General features: G+C 64.3%; 26 protein-coding genes. 11 read left to right on the forward strand and 15 right to left on the reverse strand.

The window, feature by feature from the left end:
• The first annotated feature begins 34 nt into the window (after positions 1 to 34).
• Genes DPM33_RS20260 through DPM33_RS20275 form a run of 4 tightly spaced genes read left to right on the forward strand, consistent with a single transcriptional unit; the run spans position 35 to position 7,024 of the window.
• Positions 35 to 2,488, forward strand: coding sequence for a GcvT family protein (locus DPM33_RS20260; RefSeq protein WP_112099195.1), 2,454 nt, complete (start codon positions 35 to 37; stop codon positions 2,486 to 2,488).
• Entirely contained in the window at positions 2,485 to 3,384 is a 900-nt protein-coding gene (locus DPM33_RS20265) for a homocysteine S-methyltransferase family protein (RefSeq protein ID WP_112099196.1), read from the forward strand. The genes DPM33_RS20260 and DPM33_RS20265 overlap by 4 nt, the downstream gene beginning before the upstream one ends.
• Positions 3,384 to 4,565, forward strand: a complete 1,182-nt coding sequence (locus DPM33_RS20270; RefSeq protein WP_112099197.1) for a pyridoxal phosphate-dependent aminotransferase — start codon at positions 3,384 to 3,386, stop codon at positions 4,563 to 4,565. Before DPM33_RS20265 ends, DPM33_RS20270 begins: the two co-directional genes overlap by 1 nt.
• Positions 4,562 to 7,024, forward strand: coding sequence for a GcvT family protein (locus tag DPM33_RS20275; RefSeq protein WP_167449147.1), 2,463 nt, complete (start codon positions 4,562 to 4,564; stop codon positions 7,022 to 7,024). The genes DPM33_RS20270 and DPM33_RS20275 overlap by 4 nt, the downstream gene beginning before the upstream one ends.
• 57 nt (positions 7,025 to 7,081) lie before the next feature.
• Here the strand turns inward: DPM33_RS20275 and DPM33_RS20280 are convergent, their stop codons facing one another.
• From DPM33_RS20280 to DPM33_RS20320, 9 genes are all read right to left on the reverse strand, one after another.
• Complete coding sequence (locus DPM33_RS20280; protein ID WP_095815491.1) at positions 7,082 to 7,372, reverse strand: type II toxin-antitoxin system RelE/ParE family toxin; 291 nt, start codon at positions 7,370 to 7,372, stop codon at positions 7,082 to 7,084.
• Positions 7,369 to 7,602: a hypothetical protein gene (locus DPM33_RS20285; protein WP_112099198.1), complete on the reverse strand. Its 234-nt coding sequence runs from the start codon at positions 7,600 to 7,602 to the stop codon at positions 7,369 to 7,371. Before DPM33_RS20285 ends, DPM33_RS20280 begins: the two co-directional genes overlap by 4 nt.
• Before the next feature lie 78 nt (positions 7,603 to 7,680).
• Positions 7,681 to 8,268 (reverse strand): NAD(P)H-dependent oxidoreductase, encoded by a 588-nt coding sequence (locus DPM33_RS20290; protein WP_112099199.1) that lies wholly within the window; start codon positions 8,266 to 8,268, stop codon positions 7,681 to 7,683.
• On the reverse strand, positions 8,268 to 8,849 hold the full coding sequence (locus DPM33_RS20295) for an NAD(P)H-dependent oxidoreductase (RefSeq protein WP_167449148.1): 582 nt from the start codon (positions 8,847 to 8,849) through the stop codon (positions 8,268 to 8,270). Before DPM33_RS20295 ends, DPM33_RS20290 begins: the two co-directional genes overlap by 1 nt.
• Positions 8,849 to 10,246: an FAD-binding oxidoreductase gene (locus DPM33_RS20300; protein WP_112099201.1), complete on the reverse strand. Its 1,398-nt coding sequence runs from the start codon at positions 10,244 to 10,246 to the stop codon at positions 8,849 to 8,851. The genes DPM33_RS20295 and DPM33_RS20300 overlap by 1 nt, the downstream gene beginning before the upstream one ends.
• Positions 10,246 to 11,547, reverse strand: coding sequence for a cytosine deaminase (locus DPM33_RS20305; protein ID WP_112099202.1), 1,302 nt, complete (start codon positions 11,545 to 11,547; stop codon positions 10,246 to 10,248). The genes DPM33_RS20300 and DPM33_RS20305 overlap by 1 nt, the downstream gene beginning before the upstream one ends.
• A gap of 42 nt (positions 11,548 to 11,589) precedes the next feature.
• On the reverse strand, positions 11,590 to 12,441 hold the full coding sequence (locus DPM33_RS20310) for an ABC transporter permease (RefSeq protein ID WP_112099203.1): 852 nt from the start codon (positions 12,439 to 12,441) through the stop codon (positions 11,590 to 11,592).
• Positions 12,428 to 13,252: an ABC transporter ATP-binding protein gene (locus DPM33_RS20315; protein WP_112099204.1), complete on the reverse strand. Its 825-nt coding sequence runs from the start codon at positions 13,250 to 13,252 to the stop codon at positions 12,428 to 12,430. Before DPM33_RS20315 ends, DPM33_RS20310 begins: the two co-directional genes overlap by 14 nt.
• Before the next feature lie 15 nt (positions 13,253 to 13,267).
• Entirely contained in the window at positions 13,268 to 14,272 is a 1,005-nt protein-coding gene (locus DPM33_RS20320; RefSeq protein WP_112099243.1) for an ABC transporter substrate-binding protein, read from the reverse strand.
• 254 nt (positions 14,273 to 14,526) lie between these two features.
• Here DPM33_RS20320 and DPM33_RS20325 point away from each other — a divergent pair, with 254 nt between their 5' ends.
• Both DPM33_RS20325 and DPM33_RS20330 read left to right on the forward strand, forming a co-directional pair.
• Positions 14,527 to 14,910: a RidA family protein gene (locus DPM33_RS20325; RefSeq protein WP_112099205.1), complete on the forward strand. Its 384-nt coding sequence runs from the start codon at positions 14,527 to 14,529 to the stop codon at positions 14,908 to 14,910.
• 66 nt (positions 14,911 to 14,976) lie between these two features.
• Positions 14,977 to 15,774, forward strand: coding sequence for a creatininase family protein (locus tag DPM33_RS20330; protein WP_112099206.1), 798 nt, complete (start codon positions 14,977 to 14,979; stop codon positions 15,772 to 15,774).
• Positions 15,775 to 15,789: 15 nt separating this feature from the next.
• Here DPM33_RS20330 and DPM33_RS20335 read toward each other — a convergent pair whose 3' ends face one another.
• Both DPM33_RS20335 and cobD read right to left on the reverse strand, forming a co-directional pair.
• Positions 15,790 to 16,299 carry a tyrosine phosphatase family protein gene (locus DPM33_RS20335; RefSeq protein WP_112099207.1) on the reverse strand — a complete coding sequence of 170 codons (510 nt, stop codon included), beginning with the start codon at positions 16,297 to 16,299 and terminating at the stop codon, positions 15,790 to 15,792.
• Positions 16,296 to 17,351, reverse strand: coding sequence for a threonine-phosphate decarboxylase CobD (gene cobD / locus DPM33_RS20340; protein ID WP_112099208.1), 1,056 nt, complete (start codon positions 17,349 to 17,351; stop codon positions 16,296 to 16,298). Before cobD ends, DPM33_RS20335 begins: the two co-directional genes overlap by 4 nt.
• Here cobD and cbiB point away from each other — a divergent pair.
• Positions 17,350 to 18,339 (forward strand): adenosylcobinamide-phosphate synthase CbiB, encoded by a 990-nt coding sequence (cbiB, locus tag DPM33_RS20345; RefSeq protein WP_112099209.1) that lies wholly within the window; start codon positions 17,350 to 17,352, stop codon positions 18,337 to 18,339. The genes cobD and cbiB overlap by 2 nt on opposite strands.
• Before the next feature lie 6 nt (positions 18,340 to 18,345).
• Here cbiB and cobO read toward each other — a convergent pair whose 3' ends face one another.
• The 3 genes from cobO to DPM33_RS20360 all read right to left on the reverse strand — a co-directional run bounded on the left by cobO (position 18,346) and on the right by DPM33_RS20360 (position 20,312).
• Positions 18,346 to 18,960 carry a cob(I)yrinic acid a,c-diamide adenosyltransferase gene (gene cobO / locus DPM33_RS20350; RefSeq protein WP_112099210.1) on the reverse strand — a complete coding sequence of 205 codons (615 nt, stop codon included), beginning with the start codon at positions 18,958 to 18,960 and terminating at the stop codon, positions 18,346 to 18,348.
• A 1-nt stretch (position 18,961) separates the two neighbouring features.
• A complete protein-coding gene (gene cobU, locus DPM33_RS20355; protein WP_112099211.1) occupies positions 18,962 to 19,507 on the reverse strand; it encodes a bifunctional adenosylcobinamide kinase/adenosylcobinamide-phosphate guanylyltransferase in 546 nt (181 codons plus the stop codon).
• A 133-nt stretch (positions 19,508 to 19,640) separates the two neighbouring features.
• Positions 19,641 to 20,312, reverse strand: a complete 672-nt coding sequence (locus tag DPM33_RS20360) for a gamma-glutamylcyclotransferase (RefSeq protein WP_245442271.1) — start codon at positions 20,310 to 20,312, stop codon at positions 19,641 to 19,643.
• Between the two features lie 119 nt (positions 20,313 to 20,431).
• On the opposite strand from DPM33_RS20360, the gene DPM33_RS20365 reads away from it, so the two are divergent.
• Positions 20,432 to 21,607, forward strand: coding sequence for an aromatic ring-hydroxylating oxygenase subunit alpha (locus DPM33_RS20365; RefSeq protein ID WP_112099212.1), 1,176 nt, complete (start codon positions 20,432 to 20,434; stop codon positions 21,605 to 21,607).
• Here DPM33_RS20365 and DPM33_RS20370 read toward each other — a convergent pair.
• Complete coding sequence (locus DPM33_RS20370) at positions 21,586 to 22,785, reverse strand: MFS transporter (protein WP_112099213.1); 1,200 nt, start codon at positions 22,783 to 22,785, stop codon at positions 21,586 to 21,588. The two genes, DPM33_RS20365 and DPM33_RS20370, sit on opposite strands and share 22 nt — an antisense overlap.
• Positions 22,786 to 23,013: 228 nt before the next feature.
• Here DPM33_RS20370 and DPM33_RS20375 point away from each other — a divergent pair, with 228 nt between their 5' ends.
• The 3 genes from DPM33_RS20375 to DPM33_RS20385 all read left to right on the forward strand — a co-directional run.
• Positions 23,014 to 24,018 carry an acetyltransferase domain-containing protein gene (locus DPM33_RS20375; RefSeq protein WP_112099214.1) on the forward strand — a complete coding sequence of 335 codons (1,005 nt, stop codon included), beginning with the start codon at positions 23,014 to 23,016 and terminating at the stop codon, positions 24,016 to 24,018.
• Entirely contained in the window at positions 24,015 to 24,356 is a 342-nt protein-coding gene (locus DPM33_RS20380; RefSeq protein WP_112099215.1) for a methyltransferase family protein, read from the forward strand. Before DPM33_RS20375 ends, DPM33_RS20380 begins: the two co-directional genes overlap by 4 nt.
• 59 nt (positions 24,357 to 24,415) lie before the next feature.
• A partial coding sequence (locus DPM33_RS20385; RefSeq protein ID WP_146770247.1) for a helix-turn-helix domain-containing protein occupies positions 24,416 to 24,634 on the forward strand: 219 nt, incomplete at its 3' end.

Here is a 24,634-nt window from a genome sequence, read left to right on the forward strand (position 1 = left end):
CGAAGCGCGAAGCGCGAAGACTTTGGAGGAAGAAATGGCCGGTTTGCCGACCACGGCACGCGTGGTGATCATCGGAGGCGGCGTCGTCGGGACCTCCTCGCTCTACCACCTTTGCAAGGCGGGCTGGACCGATTGCGTGCTTTTGGAGAAAAACGAGCTGACCTCCGGCTCGACCTGGCATGCCGCCGGCAACGTGCCGACCTTCTCCTCGTCGTGGTCGCTGATGAACATGCAGCGCTACTCGACCGAGCTCTACCGGGGCTTGGCAGAGGCCGTCGACTATCCGATGAACTACCACGTCACCGGCTCGCTGCGGCTCGCCCATTCCAAGGAACGCATGCAGGAATTCCAGCGCGCCAAGGGCATGGGCCGCTACCAGGGCATGGATATCGACGTCGTCGGCCTCGACGAGATCAAGCGCCGCTATCCCTTCATCGAGACGCATGAATTGAAAGGCGCGCTCTTTGACCCGAGCGACGGCGACATCGATCCGGCACAGTTGACGCAGGCGCTCGCCAAGGGCGCGCGCGACATGGGTGCCAAGATCATCCGCTTCTGCCCGGTCACCGGCGTCCGCCGCGACAACGGCGAATGGGTGGTCGCGACACCACAGGGCGAAATCCGCTGCGAGATCGTCATCAATGCCGCCGGCTACCGCGCCGCCGAGGTCGGAAAAATGTTCGGTCGCGAAGTGCCGATGATGGTGATGAGCCATCAGTACATCCTGTTCGAGGAAATTCCCGAGCTCGCCGCCTGGTCGAAGGAACAGGGCCGCAAGCTGCCGCTGCTGCGCGACGTCGACACGTCCTATTACCTGCGCCAGGAAAAGAGCGGCATGAATCTCGGCCCCTATGAGCGCAATTGCCGTGCGCACTGGGTCGGCCACAACGATCCGATGCCGGATGATTTCTCCTTCCAGCTTTTCCCCGACGATCTCGACCGCCTCGAGCACTATCTCGCCGATGCCGTCGCGCGCGTGCCGATCCTCGGCACCGCCGGCCTGTCCAAGGTAATCAACGGGCCGATCCCCTACGCGCCGGACGGCAACCCGCTGATCGGGCCGATGCCCGGCGTGCCGAATGCCTTCGAGGCCTGCGTCTTCACCTTCGGCATTGCCCAGGGCGGCGGCGCCGGCAAGGTGCTGGCCGAATGGGTGACCGAGGGCCAGACCGATTGGGACATGTGGTCCTGCGACCCGCGCCGCTTCACGAGCTTCGCGTCCGCACCCGACTATTGCGTCGCCAAGGGCATGGAAATCTACGGCAACGAATACGCCATCCAGTTCCCGCGCCATGCCTGGCCGACCGGGCGCGACCGCAAGCATTCGCCGCTGCACGATCGCATCAAGGCGCTCGGTGGCCAGTTCGATGCCTATAATGGCTGGGAGCGCGCCACCTGGTATGCTGGACCCGGCGACGATACATCGGAGGAATCGACGCTGACCTTCCGCCGCGAAGGGCCTTGGCACCGGGCAGTGCGGGAAGAATGCCTCGCCGTGCGCGACACGGCCGGCATCCTCGATCTGCCCGGCTTCTCGCGCTTCAACCTCGAAGGTCCGGGCGCCGCCGAGTGGCTGGCAACGCAAGTTACCGGCCTGGTGCCGAAGCCCGGCCGCATCGGCCTCGTCTATTTCGCCGACGACAAGGGCCGCATCGTCACTGAAATGTCGGTCGTGCGCCATGGCGAGGACCTCATGACGCTGATCACCGCCGCGGTGGCGCAGTGGCACGACTTCGAATGGCTGAAATCGCGCATGCCGGCCGATGCGGGTTTCACGCTGAAAGACCGCACGGAGGAATATTCAACCCAGATCCTCGCCGGTCCGAACTCGCGCAAGATCCTGGCCGAGGTGTGCGATGCCGATTTGACCCTGCCCTGGCTGACGCATCAGGAAACGACCATCGCCGGACGCTGGGCGAAGCTGGTGCGCGTCTCCTTCGCCGGCGAGCTCGGCTGGGAAATCCACACCAGGGTCGCCGACACGCCGGCTGTCTTCGATGCCGTCTGGGCCGCCGGCCAGAAGCACAGTCTGAAGCCGTTCGGCATGTATGCGCTGGATTCGCTGCGGCTGGAGAAAGGCTACCGTGCCTGGAAGGGCGATCTGTCGACCGACTATTCGATCCTGCAGGGGGGCTTGGAGCGCTTCGTCAAATGGGACAAGCCGGAATTCCGCGGCAAGGCGGCTTTGCTCAATGAAAAGCAGCAGGGCGTGAAGAAGCGCTTTGTCACTTTGGTCGTTGAGAACCCCGGCGATTGCGACGCGCCCTATATGTCGACGCTCTGGCACGGCGGCAGCATCGTCGGCGAGACAACATCGGGCGGCTGGGGCCACCGCGTCGACAAGTCGATCGCGCTTGGCATGCTGCGCACCGACCTGACCGAACCCGGTACCACGGTCGAGGTCGAGATCTTCGGCGATCGCTTCAAAGCCGTCGTGCAGAACGACGAGCCGCTTTGGGATCCAAAGAACGAAAGGCTGCGCGCATGACCTCCGTTGTCCTCACCGATGGCGGCATGGGCCAGGAACTGGTCCGGCGCAGCAAGTCCGAACCGACGCCGCTGTGGTCGGCCAGGGTGCTGATCGACGAGCCGGACCTGGTGCGCGACCTGCATGTTGAATTCATTCAGGCCGGTGCACGCGTCATCACCGTCAACACCTATTCGGCAACGCCCGAGCGCCTGGCGCGCGAGGGCGCGGAAGACCTGTTCAAGCCTTTGCAGAAGCGTGGCATCGAACTGGCGAAGCAAGCCCGCGATGAGGCCGGCGACACCGCCATCGCCGGCTGCCTGTCGCCTCTGTTCGGCAGTTACGCGCCGGCGCTGACCATCTCGTTCGAAGAGACGCTCGACATCTATCGCCGCATCGTCGCCGAGCAGGCCGATGGCGTCGACCTTTTCCTGTGCGAGACCATGGCGTCCGCCGAGGAGGCGCGCGCTGCCGTCACCGCGGCCTCGGAAAGCGGCAAGCCGGTCTGGGTGTCCTGGACGCTCGCCGACCACGGCGCGCCACGCCTGCGCAGCGGCGAGAAAATTGCCGATGCGGTCGGCGCCCTCGGCGACCTGCCGGTCGCGGCGCGGCTGCTCAATTGCTGCCGGCCCGAAGCCATCGCCGCCGCATTGCCCGAACTCATCGCTCTTGGCGGACCGGTCGGCGCCTATGCCAATGGCTTCACCTCGGTCGAGGCGCTCAAGCACGGCGGCACGGTCGAGGTTCTGCACGCCCGCCACGACCTCGACCCGGAGGCCTATGCCGACCAGGCCATCGGCTGGGTCGAAGCCGGCGCGCAAATCGTCGGCGGCTGCTGCGAGGTCGGGCCCGCCCACATCGCCGCCCTGCGCGACCGGCTCGTGCAAGCCGGCCACAATATCTCGGGAGTCATCTGATGCCAAAACCATCAAAGCGCATTACCGGCATCGTGCCTTCCGGCAAGGACGGCTGGGAGGTCCATTCGGCCGCCTGGGCCCGCAAGCAGGCCGGCGACGACATCATCATGCTGTCGGTCGGCGACCATGATTTCGACACGCCCTCGCAAACGATTGAGGCTTGCGTCAATGCCGTCCGTGGCAGCAACCACCATTATACCCCTCTCCCCGGCCTGCCGCGCCTGCGCAAGGCGATGGCGGCGGCGTCCACCGCCTGCACCGGCATGGAGACGGAACCAGACGAGATCATCGCCACGCAAGGCGGCCAGGCTGCTCTCTATGCCGCCGTGCAGACCGTGCTCGATCCTGGCGACCACGCCATCGTCGTCGCACCCTACTACGCCACCTACCCCAACACCTTCAGCGCCGCCGGCGCCAGCTTCACCGTGGTCGAGACGCCGGCCGAAGATGGATTTCAACCCCGCGCGGACATGATCCGCGCCGCGCTGAAGCCCAACACCCGCGCCATCCTGATCAACACGCCGAACAACCCGACAGGTGCTGTCTATTCGCGCGAGCGGCTCGAACAGCTGGCCGACATCTGCAAGGAGCACGATCTCTGGCTGCTGTCGGACGAGGTTTATTGGACGCTTGGCGGCGGCGAGCACATCTCGCCGCGCTCGCTGCCCGGCATGGCCGAGCGCACACTGGTCATCAACTCCATGTCGAAGAGCCATGGCATGACCGGCTGGCGCATGGGCTGGCTGACAGGTCCTAAAAAGATGATCAGGCTGTTCACCGACCTCAACCTGGTGACGACCTACGGCCTGCCGGCCTTCATTTCCATCGCCTGCGCAGAGGCACTGGAGAACCACTACGGCGTCAAGGACATCGCCGAACGATACGCCGCCCGCCGCACCCTGATGCTGGAGGCCGTGCGCGGCATGAACGACGTCACCGTGCACGGCTCGGAAGGCGGCATGTATGTCATGCTCGACATCTCGTCCATCGAGCCCGACGACGAGAAATTCGCCTGGGGCCTGCTCGACAAGGAAAACGTCGGCGTCATGCCCGGGTCGAGCTTCGGCGAGGCCGCCGCCGGCCACATCCGCATCAGCCTCTGCCAGCCAGAACCCATCCTGAAGGAAGCAGCGCTTCGCCTGCGGCGCTTCGCGTCCAACTATCGCCGCGAGGCCGCATGACCAAGACCATCCCCAGCAAGGCCATTCCCAACAAGGCGAGGGCCGTCATCATCGGCGGCGGCGTCTCCGGCTGCTCGGTCGCCTACCACCTGGCCAAGCTCGGCTGGACCGACATCGTGTTGCTCGAACGCAAGCAGCTCACCTCGGGCACGACCTGGCATGCGGCCGGTCTGATCGGCCAGTTGCGCGCCTCGCAGAACATGACGCGGCTGGCAAAATACTCGGCCGACCTCTACGTCAAGCTTGAAGCCGAGACCGAGGTCGGCACCGGCATGCGCCAGGTCGGCTCGATCACCGTCGCGCTGACCGAGGAGCGCAAGCACGAGATCTACCGGCAGGCCTCGCTCGCCCGCGCTTTCGACGTCGACGTGCGCGAGATTTCGCCGAGCGAAGTCAAGGAGATGTATCCGCATCTCAATGTGTCCGACGTGGTCGGCGCCGTGCATCTGCCGCTCGACGGCCAGTGCGATCCGGCCAACATCGCCATGGCCCTGGCCAAGGGCGCGCGCCAGCGCGGCGCGGCGGTCATCGAGAACGTCAAGGTCACCAAGGTTCACACCAAAAACGGCCGCGTCTCCGGCGTGTCATGGGCACAGGGCGAAGACCAAGGCACGATCGAGACCGACATCGTCGTCAACTGCGCCGGCATGTGGGCGCGCGAGCTTGGCCGGCAGAACGGCGTCACCATCCCGCTGCATGCCTGCGAGCATTTCTATCTCGTCACAGAGCCGATCCCCGGCCTCTCCCGTCTGCCGGTGCTGCGCGTTCCGGACGAGTGCGCCTACTACAAGGAAGACGCCGGCAAGATGATGCTCGGCGCCTTCGAGCCGGTGGCCAAGCCCTGGGGCATGGACGGCATCCGCGAGGATTTCTGCTTCGACCAGTTGCCCGAGGACATGGACCATTTCGAGCCGATCCTCGAAATGGGCGTCAACCGCATGCCGATGCTGGGCACGGCCGGCATCCATACCTTCTTCAACGGCCCCGAAAGCTTTACCCCCGACGACCGCTACTATCTCGGCGAAGCGCCGGAACTCCCCGGCTATTGGATGGCGACCGGCTACAATTCGATCGGCATCGTTTCCTCCGGCGGCGCCGGCATGGCGCTGGCGCAGTGGATCAACGATGGCGAGGCGCCCTTCGACCTTTGGGAGGTCGATATCCGCCGCGCCCAGCCGTTCCAGAAGAACCGCCGCTACCTCAAGGAGCGCGTCTCCGAGACGCTTGGCCTGCTCTATGCCGATCATTTCCCCTACCGCCAGATGGCGACCTCGCGCGGCGTGCGCCGCTCGCCTTTGCATGAGCATCTGAAGGCGCGCGGCGCCGTCTTCGGCGAAGTGGCCGGCTGGGAGCGCGCCAACTGGTTCGCCCGTGACGGCCAGGAGCGCGAATACCGCTATTCCTGGAAGCGGCAGAACTGGTTCGACAACCAGCGCGAGGAGCATCTCGCCGTGCGCAACGGCGTCGGCCTGTTCGATATGACCTCCTTCGGCAAGATCCGCGTCGAGGGCCGCGATGCTCAGCAGTTCCTGCAACGGCTCTGCGCCAACGACATGGACGTGGCGCCGGGCAAGATCGTCTATTCCCAGATGCTCAACGCCAAAGGCGGCATCGAAAGCGATCTAACCGTGACGCGGCTTTCGGAAACGGCCTATTTCCTGGTCGTGCCGGGTGCCACGCTGCAGCGGGATCTCGCCTGGCTGCGCAGGCATGTCGCCGACGAGTTCGTCGTCATCACCGACGTCACCGCGGCCGAGGCCGTCATCTGCCTGATGGGGCCGGACTCGCGAAAACTCATCCAGAAGGTCAGCCCGAACGATTTCTCCAACGAGGCCAATCCGTTCGGCACTTTTCAGGAAATCGAGATCGGCATGGGCCTCGCCCGCGCGCATCGCGTCACCTATGTCGGCGAGCTTGGCTGGGAGCTCTACGTCTCGACCGAGCAGGCAGCCCATGTCTTCGAGGCGATCACTGAAGCAGGCGCCGATGTCGGCCTGAAACTATGTGGCCTGCACACGCTGGATTCCTGCCGCATCGAAAAGGCTTTCCGTCATTTCGGCCACGACATCACCGACGAGGACAATGTGCTGGAGGCAGGCCTGGGCTTCGCGGTGAAGACGAGCAAGGCCGGGTTCATCGGCCGCGAGGCGGTGCTCAGGAAGAAGGAAGCAGGTCTCAGCCGCCGGCTGCTGCAGTTCCGCCTGAACGTCCCCGAGCCGCTGCTCTTCCACAACGAGGCGATCCTGCGCGACGGCAAGATCGTCGGCCCGATCACCTCCGGCAATTACGGCCACCATCTCGGCGGCGCGATCGGGCTTGGCTACGTGCCGTGCGAGGGCGAGAGCGAAGCGGATGTGCTTGGCTCATCCTACGAGGTGGAGATCGCCGGCGAGCGGTTCGCGGCGGAGGCATCGCTGAAGCCGATGTATGATCCCAAGGCGGAGAGGGTGAAGATGTAGCCTTTCTTCTGTCGCTTCGGACAGGATTGCCCGCAGGCGTGACCATTGGGACCGTTGTTACTTGTCCGGCATGGTTGAGGGATCGCGAGCACCATGACGAATACCGACAATCACGATTTCATCGGCGGAAGGCTCGTAGTAGATCAGATAGGGATAAGGCCTCACGACGATCCGGCGCATCGGCCTTTCGTCTGTAGCGACGCCGCTCAGGGGATGTTCAAGCAATAAATTGATGACCGCATGGAGCCTGGCTTGGATCCGCTTCGCTCCTTTGGGTGACTGCAGTGCGATATCGCCGAGAACCTCATCCAACTCGGCTAACGCCGCCAGCGTATAACGAAGCTTCACAGGCCGTGCTTCGCCCAAACAGCACGGACTTCCTCGTCGGTTGCAAATTCACCGCGCGCAGCCTGCGCCCGGGACGTTGCGAGCGAGGCTTTTTCCTCTCGGCCCAGTTGATGAACAGGTTCGTCCCCCTCATCACCCGCGAGGCGCAAGAGGACGCGCGCATACTCGTCCTGCAATTCAGGAGGCAAGGTGCGGACACGTTCGACGGCATGTTCGAAGAGCTTGGTCATGTCTTTAATATGCACTTCAATTCCGCATAAAAAAAGGCAAACCCATTCGGCGCGATCCCGCAGGGAAGCTGAAATCCCCTAAAACCGCTCCAGCGTCCGTCGAACTTTGACCAAAAACGCCGCCCTCGTCTTCGGCGTCGACGAATCCATCAAATAATGCGCCAGGAAGAACGTCTTGCAGCGCGTGGCGCACAGCGCCCGCATGCCGCGCAGAATCGTCTTCCGGCCCGGCTGGCCGACGACGACGCTCCACCAGGTCGGCGCGCCGCAGGTGGTGATGACGCCGACCTTGGTGACATGCCGCATCAGCGACGTGATCCGCCCCTTGCCGGCCGGCAGCTTGAAGGCGATGTCGGTCGCCCAGACCCGATCGAACCAGCCCTTAAGCATCGCCGGCAGGCCGTACCACCAGGTCGGGTAGATGAACAGGATCGCCTGCGCCCATTGCAGATGCTCGAAATGCGTTGCGAGTGCCGGATCCTCAGGCGCGCGGTCGTTATAGAAACGCCGCTCCTCGCAGCTCATCACCGGATCGAAATTCTCGGCATAGAGGTCGAGCAGCCGCACGTCCCAGCCCTTTGCCTTCAGCGCCTCGACGGCGGTGTCGCGGATGGCCGCGCAGTAGCTTTCCGGCACCGGATGGCAATAGACCACCAGCACGCGCATCAGAAGGCGCCCATCGTCGCCGAGACCTTCGCCATGAAGGCGCTGCGCGTCTCGTCGGTCGACAGATTCATCGAATAATGCGCGAGATAGGAGACGGGAGCGCCGGGTTTGATGGTGGCCCGCAGCATGCGCTTCACGATCTTTCGCGGCGGGTCGCCCATCAGCATGGCGCGAAAACGGCTGCCGCCATAGGTGGTGATGGCCGCCATTTTGCCGATGTTGTGCAGCGTCGGCCGCACCTTGCCGTCGACCAGCTTGAACGACACGCCGGGCAGGAAGACGCGGTCGAAGAAGCCTTTCAGGATCGCCGGGTAGCCGTAGTTCCAGACCGGAAACGACAGCACCAGCGCCTCGGCTCTTTGAAGCCGTTCGACGTAGCCGGCCACGGCATCGTTAGGACCACGCTGGTCGTGGTAACCGAGCCGCTCGGCGCGCGTCAGCCGCGGATCGAAATCCTCGGCGTAGAGATCGCAATCGTCGACCGCATGGCCCGCCGCGCTCAACCGCTCGACGATCGTCCTGTGCAGGCCGGCGTTGAAGCTGGTCTCCACCGGATGCGCGAAGAGCACGAGGACTTTCATCAACTCGCCTTTTGCAAGCCCTTGAACAGGAACGACTTGCCGGAGCGATAGTCATAGGCGGGATTTTCCCAGGCTATCATCTTGCCGGGATTGAGCAGCCCTTGCGGATCGGTCTCGCGCTTGAAGGCAAGCTGCACATCGTCGGTCCGCTTCATGCCGCCCTCTTCCAGCGTGTAGCGGTGCGGGTTGAAGATCCAGCAGCCATTGTCCTCGTGGATGCGGATGATTTCGTCCAGCCGTTCTTCCGTCGTGAAGCGGACCAGCGGCAGGCCAGCGGCGCCGATCGCGCCATCGAAGCGGATGAATTCGAGATGCGCCGGCACCTCGTCGCCGAAACGCTCGACCATCGCCTTGACATGGGCAAGATGATCCGGCGACGGATAGCGCGTCTGCAGATAGGTGATCGTCGGATCGACGCGGATCGCCCGCAGCGTCGTGTGGTTCCAGGTCAGCTCATAGGCCGGCGGCAGGCCCTTCAGATCGGCTTCCTGGTCAGCCCGGAACACGATCTCGCCCCTGGTGCTGCGCACGAAGGCGACGAAGGCGTCCATCGCATGCGGCGCGATCATGCACACCACGATGCTCTGCTCGCGCCGGAAGAATTTCTGGTGCCGCTTGAAATAGTCATAAGGAATGGGCGCGGCGATCGGCGTGATCAGTTTGGCCAAGATGCCGTCCTGGATGGCGAGGTCGTTGCCGAAGCCGGCCGCGTCCATGAAATCGTCGAAGCCGACGATGACGTCGATCCAGTCATAGGAAGCCGTCAGCGGCATTTCGACTTCGGTGATGATGCCGTTGGTGCCGTAGGCATGCATGACCTTGAGCATGTCCTCGCCGGTGAGGTCCATGACGCGTGGCTCGGCTTCCATGGTCACGGTCCGCAGGCGAATGACGTTGCCGAGGTCGCGCAACCCACCCCAGCGGATCGAGCCGACGCCGCCCGAGCCGCCGGCAACGAAGCCGCCTATCGACGCGGTGTTGTAGGTGGAAGGCGACATGCGCAGTTCCTGCGCCGAATGCGCCCGTGTCGCCCTGTCGATGTCGGCCAGCACCGCGCCCGGTCCGGTCGTCACGCGTCCCGGCGCGATGGTCTTGACCGCGTTCATCTCGGCGAGGTTGAGCACGACGCCGCCGGACAAGGGCATCGCCTGCCCGTAATTGCCGGTGCCGCTGCCGCGCGGCGTCACTGGGACGCCGTGCCGGTGACAAGCTGCGAGGACGCGGATCACCTCGTCCTCGTTCTTCGGCGTGACGATCAGGTCGCCTTTGACATGGTCGAGCTGCGCCTTCAGCACCGGGCTGTACCAGTAGAAGTCGCGGCTCTTCTGCTGGACGATGGCCGGATGGTCGTCGACCTTGATCCCGTCGAGATCGCGCTTCAGCGCTGCGATATCCATCATCCCACCATCAATTCGTCGAGTTCGGCATAGTCGGGCAGTTTGCGTTCGATCGCCCTGCCGTCGCGCACCACGATGCGATCCGATTCGGGCCGCGACAGCAATTCGGTCCAGCTCCGTCCCTTGAAGACGATGAAGTCGGCGCTGCCGCCCGGGGCAAGCGTGCCAACGCCGTCGAGCCGCATCACCTCGGCCGGCGTCGCCGCCACAGCTTTGGGCCAATCCCCGACAGGGTGATCGAAATGCAGGATGCGCGTCCCCATGCGGTAGACTTCCAGCATGTCGAGATCGCCATAGGCGTAAAACGGATCGCGCGTGTTGTCGGACGCGACCGCCACCTTGATGCCGCGCGCCCTCATCTCGTGCAGCAGAGTCACGCCGCGCCAGCGCGGCGTCGTGCCGTTGTTGCGCCGATCCTGCAGATAGAGGTTGCACATCGGCAGCGACACCACGGCGAGCCGCGCCTTCGCCACTTTGTCCAGCGTGTCGAGCACCTCGAGGTCCGGCTGGCGCGAGAGCGAACAACAGTGGCCGACCAGGATGTTGCCGTCAAAGCCGTTCCATAGCGACGCTTCGGCGATCTTCTTCAACGAGATGGCCGAGACGTCCTCAGTCTCGTCGGCATGGAAGTCGAGATCGAGCCCGTGCTTGATCGCCTGCGCGAAAACCTGATCGAGCAGTTCCTCGAGGTCGGGCAACATATAGGTAACGACGCCGAGCACGCCCTTGGCCGCGGCGACGCGCTTCACCAGCCGTTCGAACCAGGCCTTGTCGCGCACGCCTTCGATACCGAGCAGGCAGGCGGCCTGCAAGTCGATCCGCCCGCGCCATTTTTCCCGCATCGCCTCGAACACCGGCCAGGAGATTTCCTCCTGCGGCGGCACGCTGTCGAGATGCGTGCGCACGGCCTTGGTGCCGTGCACATAGGCCGAGCGCAGCGAGAAATCCATGCGGCGCGCGACATCCTCCGCGCCCCAGCGCGCGGTGCGGTCGGAGCCGGTGGCATTGAGCGCGCCCATGAAGGTGCCGTCGGGATTGGGCTTTCGCGGCCAGATATGGCCCTTGTCGATATGGGTGTGGCAGTCGACGAAGCATGGCAGCACGATCCGGCCGCCAAGATCGATCGCATCGGCCGGCGTCTTCGATTTGCCATGGGCGACGATGCTGGAAATCTTGCCGTCGGCAACGGCGATATCGGCAAGCGCGAAACCATCGGCGTCGTAACTTGCGGCAAGCCCGGGCGTCAGCGAGCGGTGAACACGGGCGTTGCTAAGCTGGTAAGAACCAGAGGCAGGTATCAAGATCTGGTCCTCTTCGCGATTTCCTCTGCGGCTCCAATCACCCTAGTGCTCCTGCTTGAGCGCGCTCTCGTGCCAGCGGCGCAGGATCAGATGCGACACCAGCGACAGCACCAGGAAGATCAATATGCCGGTGAGCGAGATCAGGATCAGCGCCGCGAACAGGCGTGGCGCGTTGAGCCGGTAGCCGGCCTCGATGATGCGCGAGGCAAGGCCCGACGACTGCCCCTGCGCGCCGGCGACGAATTCCGCCACCACCGCGCCGATCAGCGACAGGCCGCCGGCGATCTTCAGTCCGCCGAGGAAATACGGCATCGCCGCCGGCAGGCGCAGATAGCGCAATTGCTGCCAGCGCGTCGCGCCATTGAGCTTGAACAGGTCGCGCAAATTGCGGTCGACCGAGTTCAGCCCGAGCGTGGTGTTGGACAGGATCGGGAAGAAGGCGACGATCCAGGCGCAGAGCAGCAGTTTGACGGTCTGGTTGTTCACATAGATGTTGATCAGCGGGAAGATGGCGACGATCGGCGTCACTTGCAGCACGATGGCGAAGGGAAAGAACGACATCTCCACCCATTTCGACTGCGCGAACAGCACTGCAAGCCCGACGCCGCCGATGACGGCGAGCAGCAGGCTGAGGAAGGTGATCCTGAGCGTTACCAGGAGCGAGGAGAACAGCAGCCCTGCATCATTGTGCAGCGTCTGCAGCACCACGCCCGGCCGCGGAAGGATATATTGCGGGATCTCGTTCCAGACGCAGATACGGTCCCACAGCACGATCGCCAGCACCATGATGGCCAGCGGCAGCGCCCATTTGCCGATGCGCTCCAAGCGCTCCTGGCGAGCGCGGCGCGATTCTTCGGGATCGAGCTTCAACGCGGTGTCTTCAATGGCCGTCATGATGGGATCCGGCGGTTGAGTTGATGGCGTTGACCAGAACGTCCGAAGCCTGCCGGCAAAGCGCGGCGTAGTCAGGCGAGGTGCGGAACGCCTCGTCGCGCGGGTAAGGCGCATCGACGGGCAGCTCGCCAAAAACGCGTCCGGGGCGCGCGGCCATGACGACGACGCGGCTGGACAGAAACACGCTCTCGAAGACGCTGTGGGTGACGAAAACAACGGTGAAGCGCTCGTCCTGCCAAAGCTCCAGGAGATCGTTGTTGAGCTTGAAGCGGGTGATCTCGTCGAGCGCCGCGAACGGCTCGTCCATGAGGAGAATGCGCGGCTTCGTCACCATCGCACGGGCGATCGAGACGCGCATCTTCATGCCGCCGGACAGCTCGCGCGGCACGGCGTTCTCGAAGCCGGTGAGATGGACGCGCGACAGCATCTCCGTCACCGCTGGTTCGGCCTTGGCGCGGGACACACCCTTCAGCCTGAGCGGCAGCCAGACATTGTCGAAGACGCTGGCCCAGGGCAGCAGCGTCGGCTCCTGGAAGACGAAGCCGATGTTCGCGCGATCGATCGAGCCGCGCCAGTCGAGCTGGCCGGAGGTCGGCGTCGACAGGCCGGCGATCAGCCTGAGCGCCGTCGACTTGCCGCAGCCGGAGGGACCGAGCAGGCTGAGGAAATCGCCTTCCCGGATCGCCAGGTCGACCTTACTTAGCGCCGTCACGCCATTGGAAAAGATCTTGCCGACATTGCGCAAAGAAAGCAGCATCGGGTTTTCACCCGATGCCGTCGTTGGCGTCTGCGCCAGTTTCTCCTGGATCATCTCAGGCCGGCCGCCTTACTTCTTCAGCTCCAGCCCGACGCCCTTGTTGACGAAGGCAAGCGTGTAGGCCTTCTTGATGTCGATGCCCGGCTGCGCGACCTTGGCCTTGACCATCTTGTCGTAGAAGCTCTGGATGCGCGCGTCGGTCATGCCGCCGATACCAAGTTTCTCCGAATCGCCGGAATCGACCACGCCGAACTTCTTCAGTTGCTCGATCGAGAAGGCGATCTGCTCATCCGTCATGTCCGGATTGTCCTTCTTGATCATGTCGTTGGCGGCCTTGTTGTCGCCGTAGAGATATTTGTACCAGCCCTTGGCCGAGCCATCGACGAAGCACTGGACCACCTCCGGCCGCTTGTCGATCGTGTCCTGCATCACCTCGATGGTGGTCGCGTAGGTATCCCAGCCATAGTCGGCGAGCAGGAACTGGTTCGGCACGAAGCCGCCCGCCTTCTGCACCGCGAACGGCTCGGAGGTGACGTAACCCTGCTGGATCGACTTCTTGTTGGCGATAAACGGCGCCGGATTGAACGTATAGGGCACGCGCTTGGCTGCATCGTAGCCGAGATCGGTGACCATCCACTGGAAGAAGGTCTGCGCGCCTTCGTCGCCCATGATGTACTGATCGGCGTTCTTCAGGTCCTCCCACTTGTCCAGCCCCTGCCCCGGCTGGGACATGATGACCTGCGGGTCCTTCTGGAAGTCGGATGCGACGACACGCATCGGAATGCCCTGCTGCACGGCGTCGAAGGCCGAAAGCAGGTTGCCGCCCATATAGAAATCGATCTTGCCGGCCAGAAGCATCGGCCGGCCGCTGACCTGCGGGCCGCCCTGCATGATCGTGACGTCGAGGCCGCAGGCGGCGTAGGTGCCGTCGGCAACGGCCTGATAGTAGCCGCCGTGCTCCGGCTCGGCCAGCCAGTTGGTGCCGAACGTCACTTTCTCGTTCGCGGCCGCACCCAGCGTGCTCGCGACAAGCAAGGCGACGGCGCCCGCCAGGATCTTTCCTTTTCCGACCATAAACATCACCCTCTCTTGGCCCGGGCGCGCTATGCGCTGGGCTCGACACCATTGATTCAAGAAGCAAGACACATGCCACCGCCTGGGCCGCCTGCTTGCGCGGCAGTCATTGCCAAGACCGGAAGGGGTCATGCTGTGCGCGAGGCATCGTGCCTATTTTTTGAACGCCTGTCCATAATCGCCCTGGCGGCATGCACCGCATCTTGAAGCTTTCATGAATCGAGCCTTAGTCTGCCGGCGAACAGGAGAATGCAATGCTCAAATACCTCACGCCCAAGTCGATCAAGCCTCCCTTCGCCCGCTACAGCCACGGCGTCGAAATCCCCGCCGGGAACCGCCTGGTCCTGTGCTCCGGCCAGTTGGGCATCGGCCCGGACGATGCCGTTCCCGAAGATGCCGGCGCGCAGACGGAGCTGTGCTTCAGGAACATCGCCGCGATCTTGAGCGAGGCCGGGCTGACCTTGAACGACATCGTGCGCATCAATGCCTTCGTTACCGGTCGCGAACATCTGCAATCCTATATGGATGTCCGCAACCGCCTCTTCTCCGACCCGGCGCCGGCCTCGACGCTGATGATCGTTTCCGGCTTCGCCCGCCCGGAATTCAAGGTCGAGGTGGAGGTTTTGGCCGCGGGGTAGCGTTGCTCATAGCCAACAAGCGCATTAAACCGACCGGTACGAACGGCAAAGCAAGCGGAGACCAGAGTGGCCAAAAGACGAGTGTGGTGGGGTGATTACCGGACGACGGAATACGCCTCGATCGACGCCGAGGCGACCATCGCCGTGCTGCCGGTGGCGGCGATCGAGCAGCATGGCCCGCATCTGCCGGTCTCGACCGACACCTCGATCATGATGGGCATGCTGGAGACGGCGATCGGGCGGCTGCCCGACGATCTCGACATCCGCATCCTGCCGGTGCAGGCGGTCGGCAAATCGAACGAGCACCTGCATGCACCGGGAACGCTCACCTTGCCCGCCACCATTTTGGTCGACGCCTGGACCGAGCTTGGCCTGTCGGTCGCCCGCGCCGGGGTCAGGAAGCTGATCATCGTCAATTCGCATGGCGGCAATGAAGAGATCATGGGCATCGTTTCGCGCGAATTGCGGGTGCGCGCAAAAATGCTGTCGGTGAAGACGAGCTGGCAGCGCTTCGGCCGCCCGGCCGGCATGTACACCGAACTCGAGGACCGTCACGGCATCCACGGCGGCGATGTCGAGACCTCGCTGATGCTGCATTTCCGGCCTGACCTCGTCGACATGGGCAAGGCCGACAATTTCGTTTCCAATGTCGGGCGCGCCGAAAAGGAATTCGCCCTGCTGCGCCACACCGGCACGCATGCCTTCGCCTGGATCGCCAGCGACCTCAATCCCAACGGCGTGGTCGGCGATGCCTCGATCGCCACGGCCGAGAAGGGTCGCCTGACGGCGGAGATGCAGGCCGACGGTTTCATCAGCCTGGTCAAGGATGTGCGTAAGGCGAAGCTTGCGGAGTGGCTATCGTAGCCAAAAAGCGCCGGCTCAACTTTCAACAGTCAGTTCGAAAGGTATTCCCTCGAAGGCGTCGGCGCCGCGGCCGATCGCATCGATCGCCGCGATCATGCGGCCGTCCCGCTGCAGCAGCATGTCCGCAACCGCGATCAGCCGTGGATTGGGCGTCGCCGTCGGCGACAGAAAGCGCAGCGTCTTGGCGAGTTCCATCTCGTCGCGTTTCGGCGCCAGCGCCGCCGCGATGATATAGGCCGACGCGGTCGAGCGGCTGACGCCGGCATAGCAATGCACCACCAGCGGCTTTGCTCGGTCCCAACGGTAGGCGAAATCGAGCAAGGCGCGGACATGCTCCTCGCCCGGCATGGTCATGCCTTCCTGCGCGACGGCAATATCGTGCATGACGAGGTGCAGATGGTTTTCCGCCGGGATCGAAGCCGGGCGAATCACTTCCGTGCCGGCGGCAAGCAGAGACAGCAAACGCTGCGCCCCGGTCCTTGCCACGGTTTCGTCGACCTTTGACAGCGAACAGACATGGATCATCGTCCAGACTCCTTCGGCGCATCCTCGCGCCGCGCAGCCCAAGCAGCAAGGGCACCCTCGAGGCGCTGCCATTCCGCCTCGCTGCCGGGCAGACCGATGCGCAGGACCTGCTGCCGCTCGGCGAAATGGCGCACGAGAACACCCCTCGAGCCAAGCGCCGAAAACAGGCTTGGGGTCTCGGGAAACGACAGATAGCGGAACAGGCTGGTGCCGCCGGCGACCGGAACATCGAACCGGTCAAGCAACGCGTCGAGCCGCCCGGCATCCTGGGCCAGGCGTTGCCTCATATCGGCCTGCCACGCCGCATCGGATAAGGCGCGGATGCCGTATTCGAGCGCCGGACCGGCCACCGCCCAGGGCCCGAGCTGCGCATCCAGCCGCTCGGCCGTCAGCTGATCCGCCAACGCAAAGCCGAGCCGAACACCAGCGAGGCCAAAAAACTTGCCGAACGAGCGCAGCACGACAATGCCGCCCTGCCCGACATCGCCGGCCAGGCTTTGCTCGGTCGGGCCGACATCCATGAAAGCCTCGTCGACGACCAGCAGCCCGCCCTTGGCGCGAAGCCGCGCGGCAAGCTCGAGCAGGCGGACCTTTTCGATCACCCGCCCGTCCGGATTGTTGGGGTTGACCAGCACCGCGAGGTCCGCCTCGACCAGCGCGTCGAAGCCGCCGACTTCCGCGACCGCATGGCCGGCGATGGCAGCGGCCCGGGCGTGTTCGGCGTAGGTCGGACCGAGCACCAGCGCCTTGCCGGGCCGCACCAGCGAAGCCACGCGAGGCAACAGAATCTGCGTGCCGGGCGCCGCCGCCACATGCGCCGCCGACGGCGCGCCGTAGGCCGTAGCCGCAATTTCGGCCAATTCCCGCAGTTGTGCTGCCTCCGGCAATCGGGACAGGGCGGTGGCGGGCAACTCGAAAAGCGGATAGGAGTGCGGATTGATACCTGTCGAGAGGTCCACGAAAGGTTTTGGCGCATGAGGAAAAAGCGCGCTTGCGCGGCCAAGGCTGCCGCCATGATCCACCGCTGCAATCGCTCCGCTTAGAAGCTTCATGTCGATCCTGATCGCTTTCCTGTCACTCGCCGTCGAACGTACCCTCGGCTATCCGGACTGGCTGTTCAACGCCATCGGCCATCCGGTAACCTGGATCGGCAGGCTGATATCCTTTCTCGATCGCCGGCTCAACCGCGCGACGGATTCCGACGAATTGCGTCGCCGCCGCGGCGTTCAGGCTTTGCTGGTCATCCTGCTGGCGCCCGGCCTCATCGGCCTGGCGCTGCATGTCCTGCTCTGGACGATGTTCCCAACGGGTCTCGTCATCGCAGCCATCCTCGGCTCGTCTCTGCTGTCGCAGAAAAGCCTCGCCGAGCATGTCGAGGATGTCGCCGACGCGCTGGAGACCGGCGGGCTGACGCTCGGCCGCATCGCCGTTTCGCGCATCGTCGGCCGCGATCCCGAAAAATTGGACAAGGCAGGTGTCGCCCGCGCGGCGATCGAAAGCCTGGCCGAAAATTTCTCCGACGGCATCGTCGCGCCGGCCTTCTGGACCGGCATCGGCGGACTCGCCGGCGGCGTGGCCTACAAGGCGGCCAACACCGCCGATTCGATGATCGGCCACCGCACGCCGCAATATGAGGCGTTCGGCCGCGCGGCCGCCCGCTTCGACGATCTGATCAACCTGCCGGCGTCGCGGCTTACCGGCATGCTCATCGTGCTCGCCGCCTTTCTGGTCCCCGGCGCCGATCCGCGCGACGCCTGGCAGGTCATGCGGCGCGACGCCAGGAAACACCGCTCGCCCAATGCCGGCTGGCCGGAAGCCGCCATGGCCGGTGCGCTGGGGCTGTCGCTCGCTGGACCGCGCAGCTATGGCGGCGAGATCGTGGAGGACGCCTTCATGGGCGAAGGCGGCCGCCGCGAGGCCGAGAGCACCGACATCCGCCAGGCGCTGAAGCTCTACCGCGTCGCCGACTGGCTGCTGATCGGCCTGTTCGCGGTCCTCTCGGCGATCGTGATCTACCTGACCATTTTGATGCGCGGCTAAGGCGCGTCAGAACTCGATTCCCTGCTGCGCCTTCACCCCAGCCGAAAAATGATGCTTGGTCAGTCCCATTTCGGTGACGAGATCGGCAGCCTCGACCAGCAGCGGCTTGGCGTTGCGGCCGGTGACGATCACATGCAGATCGTCGCGGCGCGCCTTCAGCGCCGCGACCACCTTTTCCAGGTCGAGATAGTCGTAGCGCAGCGCAATGTTGAGCTCGTCAAGCACGACAAGGCTGATCGACGGGTCGGCCATCAGTTCCAGCGCCTTGGCCCAGGCGGCTTCGGCGGCGGCGATGTCGCGCTTCAAATCCTGTGTCTCCCAGGTGAACCCCTCCCCCATCGCATGCCAGACGACACGGTCGCCGAAAGCAGCGAAAGCGTCCTTCTCGCCGGTATGCCACTTGCCCTTGATGAACTGGACGACACCGACGCGCTTGCCATAACCCAGCATCCTCAGCGCCAGACCGAAGGCCGCCGTGGTCTTGCCCTTGCCCGGGCCGGTGTTGACGATCAGCAGCCCCTTCTCGATCGTCTTGCCGGCTACCTCGGCATCCTGCATCGCCTTGCGCTTGGCCATCTTGGCGCGGTGGCGCTCGGCTTCCTTGTCTTCGATCTCGGCCATGTCATTTCACCTTGAGCGGCAGCCCCGCCACCATCATCAGCACATTGTCGGCAACCGCCGCGACCTGCTGGTTGAGCCGGCCCGCGCCGTCGCGGAACCGGCGCGCCAGCACGTTGTCGGGCACGATGCCGAGCCCGACCTCGTTCGAGACCACGAACCATGGCCCGCGCGGCCGCGACAGCACGTCCGCCAGCCGGCGGCACTCGGCTTCGACATCATGTTCGGCCAGCATGTGATTGGTCAGCCACAGCGTCAGGCAATCGATCAGCACCGACTGGTGATCCGGCAAGGCCTCGATTGCGCCGACAAGGTCAAGCGGCGCATCGACGGTGACCCAGCCTTCGCCGCGCCGTGATCGATGCAGCACAATGCGCTCGCGCATCTCGTCATCATAGGCTTGCGCCGTGGCGATGTAGGCCCAGGGCGATGCATAAGCGGCTGTCAGGCTTTCGGCATGCGAACTCTTGCCCGAGCGCGCGCCGCCCAGGACGAAGGTCAGTGTCCGGTCGGAAGTCTTGTTGCCGCTCGCGGCGGTCGCGCCGGTCATTCCCTGCCTTCGTCCTCGGATGAAATCTTGGTGCAGCCAATTGGCCGACGGGTCGCGACTTTAGGCAGAAGCACAACCACCGGCAAACCAAATTCCGCCACCGCCAGGCGCGATTGCGGCACGGCTTCCGGTGTTACGAAGCCGCGATGCGGGCTGCGACGAGCTGCTGCAGCCGCCACAGATGCGCGTCATGGATGCCGCGCAGCTCGAGATTCTTCACCGTATTGTAGAGATAATCGGCGCCCGACCCCCAGTGACCGCAGGACGTCGCCAGCCGCTCGACAACCTTCTCCTCGCTCAACGGGCCGGCGTAGGTGGTGCCTTGGCGGTTGATGACGAAGGCCAGCGCCCGCAGCGGGTCGCCATCGCTCGTCATATTGAGCAGGCGCGGATGGTAGCTGGTCGGCTTCAGCGTCACCTCTCGCCGCAGGATCTTGTCGAGTTGCTCGCGCCTGTCGCCGTCGCCGAGCCGAAAGGCGACGCCCTTGCACTGTCCACCGCGGTCCAGCGCCATCATCAGGCCCGGACTTTCCTTGGTGCCGCGCCAACGCGTCATGTTCATGCAGAAGGATCTGTGCCAGCCGCGCAGCAGGGCCACCCGTTCCTCGACATGCTCGATCTCGGGCTTCCAGATCAGGGAACCGTAGCCAAACAGCCAGAGCGGTTCCTTGGCGGGAAGCTGAGCGTCCAGCATGCGCACCATCGCCTCATAGTCGGCGTCATCCAGATGCGCCGCATCGGGATCTGGTCCGCTGTCCTCGACGATGCGAAAGCAGCGGGCGACCAGTTCCTCGGTAAGCGACATGGTTCTTGGCAACATGCGTGCGACCTTAAGGTCCTCGCGCAGCCGCCACAATCCGCCCGGGCCGGCAATTGACAACGACTTTGCCCGGGTGTCGGCTGTCGCCAGCCAGGGAGAAGCCGATGCAGCCCAATCCGAGCGAGCGCGACCCTTATAACGGTCTGACCACCCTCCAGCCGACGCTTCCGTCGACCGCCTATTGGGATGCCGACGCCTACCGTCACGATCTGGGCGCCATTTGGTACCGAAGCTGGCTGATGGTCTGCCGCGAGACCGATCTGGCCGAACCCCTCGCCTTCCGGACGTTCCGGATCGGCTCGCAGGAGGTTGTCGTCCTACGCGACGAGACCGGGAGCTTGCGCGCCTTCCACAACACCTGCCGGCATCGCGGCTCGCAGCTCTGCCAGGAAAGCGCCGGGCTGCTGACCTGCCCCTACCACGCTTGGTCCTATTCGCTGCGCGGCGACCTCGTGCGCGTGCCGTCGAAATCGCTGCCCGAGGGCTTCGACAAGGCCGACTATCAGCTCTACCGCGTGGCGCTCTCGGTCTGGCGCGGCTTCGTCTTCGTCAACCTTGCGGAAGATGCCAGCGGCTCGGCGGAAAGCGCCTTCGACCGGGCCTCCGGCGATCTTTCCAACTGGCCGCTGGAGACGCTCGTCACCGGCCACCTACTCACCAAGGTGATGAACTGCAACTGGAAGATCTTCTGGGAGAACTTCAACGAATGCCTGCATTGCCCGGGCGTCCACAAGGATCTGTCGCGGCTGGTGCCGATCTATGGCCGCGGCCTGATGGCAAGGCATGACGATCCCGAATGGACGCACCACGCCGACAATGACGCGCCGGAATTCTCCGGCCGCCTGCGCGCCGGCGCCGAGACCTGGTCGCGGGACGGCCACGTCCACGGCCCGGTCTTTCCAGGCCTGACCCCGACCGAACGCGCCGCCGGCCAGACCTATGCCACGTCGCTGCCCTCGATGTTCATCGTCGGCCATGTCGATTACATGCGCACCGTGCGGCTGGTCCCGCTCGGGCCGGAGCAGACCGAGCTCACCGCCGAATGGCTGTTCGCGCCGGACGCGCTGGGAAAGACCGATATCGACAACATCGTCGCCTTCGGCACCCAGGTGCTGGAAGAAGACGCCGCGATCTGCGAGGTCAACCAGAAGGGCCTGCGCTCCATGCGCCATGAGGCCGGCGTGCTGATGCCGGAGGAATACGATCTGCACCGCTTCCACGACTGGGTGCGCGGACGCCAGCCGCATATGAACCCAAATCAAAATGACTTCGGCAGATAGCGCCAGGTGACGAAGCCGCAGAAGGCGGCCAGAGTGCCGAGCGTGACGAACACCGAGCCCAGCCCGAAGAAAGACAGCACCACCGAATAGACTAGCGGCGGCGTCAGCTCGGAGAAATCGAGATAGGTGCGGTAGACTGCCGCCATCTGCGCCTTCTCGAAGGAGCGCACCGAGCGCATGAAGGCGGTCGAGCCGAGCGCGTCGAGCGCGATGGTGAACAGGGCGCCGCAAAGCAGCAGCGCGCCGGTCAAGAGCGGCGCGGCCTCGCCGACGCCGCCGGCGGCAAGCAGCACGGCCGCCATGGCGAAATAGGCGAAGGTCATGACCCGCCGTCCGCCGAAACGTCTGCCCGCTCTGCCCCAGAAGATCGCCATGAACAAAAGCGCGTTGCCGGCCGAAACCAGCAAACCGCCGGCAAGCTTACCCTCGCCGGTGATCACCATGAACAGCGGGCCGTAGACGAAGAAGGTCGTCCAGAAACAGGAACGGCCGAAGGCGATCAGCCAGGCGAGCCGCAACCTCGGCTGCTTTACGAAGCGGCCGATATTGGCCAGCGGGTTGGCGGGGCGCGATTTGCCGGGCCGGATCGACTGGTTGTCGGTCAGCCGGTAGAACCAGAACAGGCAAAGCAGCGCGAAGGCAAACACCACGACCGCGCCATGCGCGGCATAGATGCCGAAATGGGTGTAGAGGAAGATGCCGAGCGTCGGCCCGCCCGTCCAGGCAAACATCGACCAGGCCATGCGCAGCGATTCCGCCTGCATGAAGTCGATCTTGCGGATGTGGTCCATGATGTAGAGGTTGAGCGTGATCGACAGCGCGCTCGCCCCCATGACGCGGCAAAGCATGCCGGCAATCTGTCCGGGCAGCGTGTGGGTGACGAAGAAGGCGGAGCCGATCGCCAGCAGCACGCAACCGGCCGTGTAGACCCAGCGCCGCGCGAAGCGACGGATGAGCATCGGCATGAACAGCGTGACCGAAAGACCCATCAGGGACACGATGGTGTAGAGGATCGAGACGATCCGCTCATTGTGCAGGATCTCGTAAGCCTGGATCGGGATCACGCTGGAGATCGTGGCGCGGGCGAAGGATTCCACCGCGTAAAGCGAGGCGAAGGTGCGCGCGTCCGCCGGCCGCAGGGCCGGAAGCCAGATCGGATGGCGCACATGGGTGGACATCGGCCCTCCGGGGCGTGAATCGTTTCTTGAATCTGGCCGGACCAGCCTGCGGCCAGTAGCAGGAAACCGACTCTGAAAGGCCGAAAAGCGAAGCCTGTCAAAGGCTTTCCGCCGCTGGCCTAAGGCGGAATTTCATGTCTGCTATGAAACGCATTGATGGCCGCGCGCTTCTGTCGTCCGCTTGAACCGTGATAGTCGTTGGGCACGACTGAATCGGATTGCGTGACGATGAGCTTTCAAACGACCGGCGAACCCGTTCAGGACGTGCCAAAACTCGGCCGCATCCAGGCCATCGACATCCTGCGCGGCATCGCGCTGATCGCGATGGCGAGTTACCATTTCACCTGGGACCTCGAAAACTTCGGCTATACCGCGCCCGGCCTCACCGCCTTCGGCTGGTGGAAATTCTATGCGCGCTGCATCGCCTCGACCTTCCTGTTCCTGGTCGGCGTCAGCCTGTTCCTCGCCCATGGCAGGAAAATCCGCTGGCCGGGCTTCTGGAAGCGCTTTGCCATGGTTGCGGTGGCGGCGGCAGCCATTTCCGCCGTCACCTATTTCGTCACCCCGGACGGTTTCATCTTCTTCGGCATCCTGCACGAGATCGCGCTGGCCAGCCTGCTCGGCCTTGCCTTTCTCAGGCTGCCGGTACTGCTAACGGCAATCGTCGCCGCGGCCGTCATTGCAGCACCCTACTATCTTCGGTCGGAGTTCTTCGAGCATCCGGCGCTGTGGTGGGTCGGCCTTTCCGCCGCCAACCCGCGCTCCAACGACTATGTGCCGCTCTTCCCCTGGTTCGGCCCTGTTCTGCTCGGGATCGCGGCGGTCAAACTTGCTTCGGCGTCAGGCCTGCTTGCCCGGCTGAGAGCGTGGATACCCGGCCGCTGGTCGAACCCGCTGACCTTCATCGGCCGCCACAGCCTCGCCTTCTACCTCATCCACCAGCCGCTTCTGTTCGGCTCGGTGTGGCTGTTCTCGCAGGTCATGCCCGCCGCCCCTCAGGACAGGGAAGCCGCCTTCCTGCCGGCCTGCCAGGCGCAGTGCGAACAGCAGCGGGACAGCAAGTTCTGTTCCAGCTATTGTGGCTGCATGCTGGACACGCTGAAAGGCGAAGGGTCTCTCGACAAGCTCTACGGCAACGACCAGTCCAGCACCTGGAAATCGCATCTCGAGGATTTGGCCGGCACCTGCACCGCCGCGACCGAGGACGAGACGGAGGGAGGGCAGCAGCAATGACGGGCATCGCAAAGCCGAGGCATGGGATCATCCCCTGGCCGCCGGTGATCTATGTCGCGGCGATCGCGCTCGGCATCGCCCTCGGCCTGCTCTACCCGCTGCCGTGGATCGGCGACATCTTCGGCGATTTGATGTTCGGTGTCGGTTGGGTGGCGCTGTTCGGGGTCGCCATGCTCTGGATCACGGCGATCCGTGCCATGTTCAAGGCCAGGACGACGCTCGATCCCAACGCCGAGCCCGATCATCTGGTGACGTCAGGCCCCTTCGGCATCACCCGCAACCCGATGTATCTCGCCAACACACTGCTGTTGATCGGCGTGTCCGAACCGGATAGATAGGTAACAGAATGGACCGATTAGATGGGTGACAGTTTTCTCGCCCGCCGGGAGGACCGGCGATGGTTTGGCGAGAGACAGGGCTCATGGATGAGCGGCTTCGTTTTGTTGTGGAATGCCTATCTGGCGAGGAGACGATGACGCAGTTGTGCGCGGCCTTCGAGATCTCGCGCAAGACCGGCTACAAATGGCTGGAACGCTATCGCGAGTTCGGCCCGCAGGGTCTGCACGACCGGCCGCGGGCGCCGCTTGACCACGGCCGGGCAACGGCAGCGGACCTG

It is taken from the genome of Mesorhizobium hawassense (assembly GCF_003289945.1).
In the GTDB taxonomy this organism is placed as follows: Bacteria; Pseudomonadota; Alphaproteobacteria; order Rhizobiales; family Rhizobiaceae; genus Mesorhizobium; species Mesorhizobium hawassense.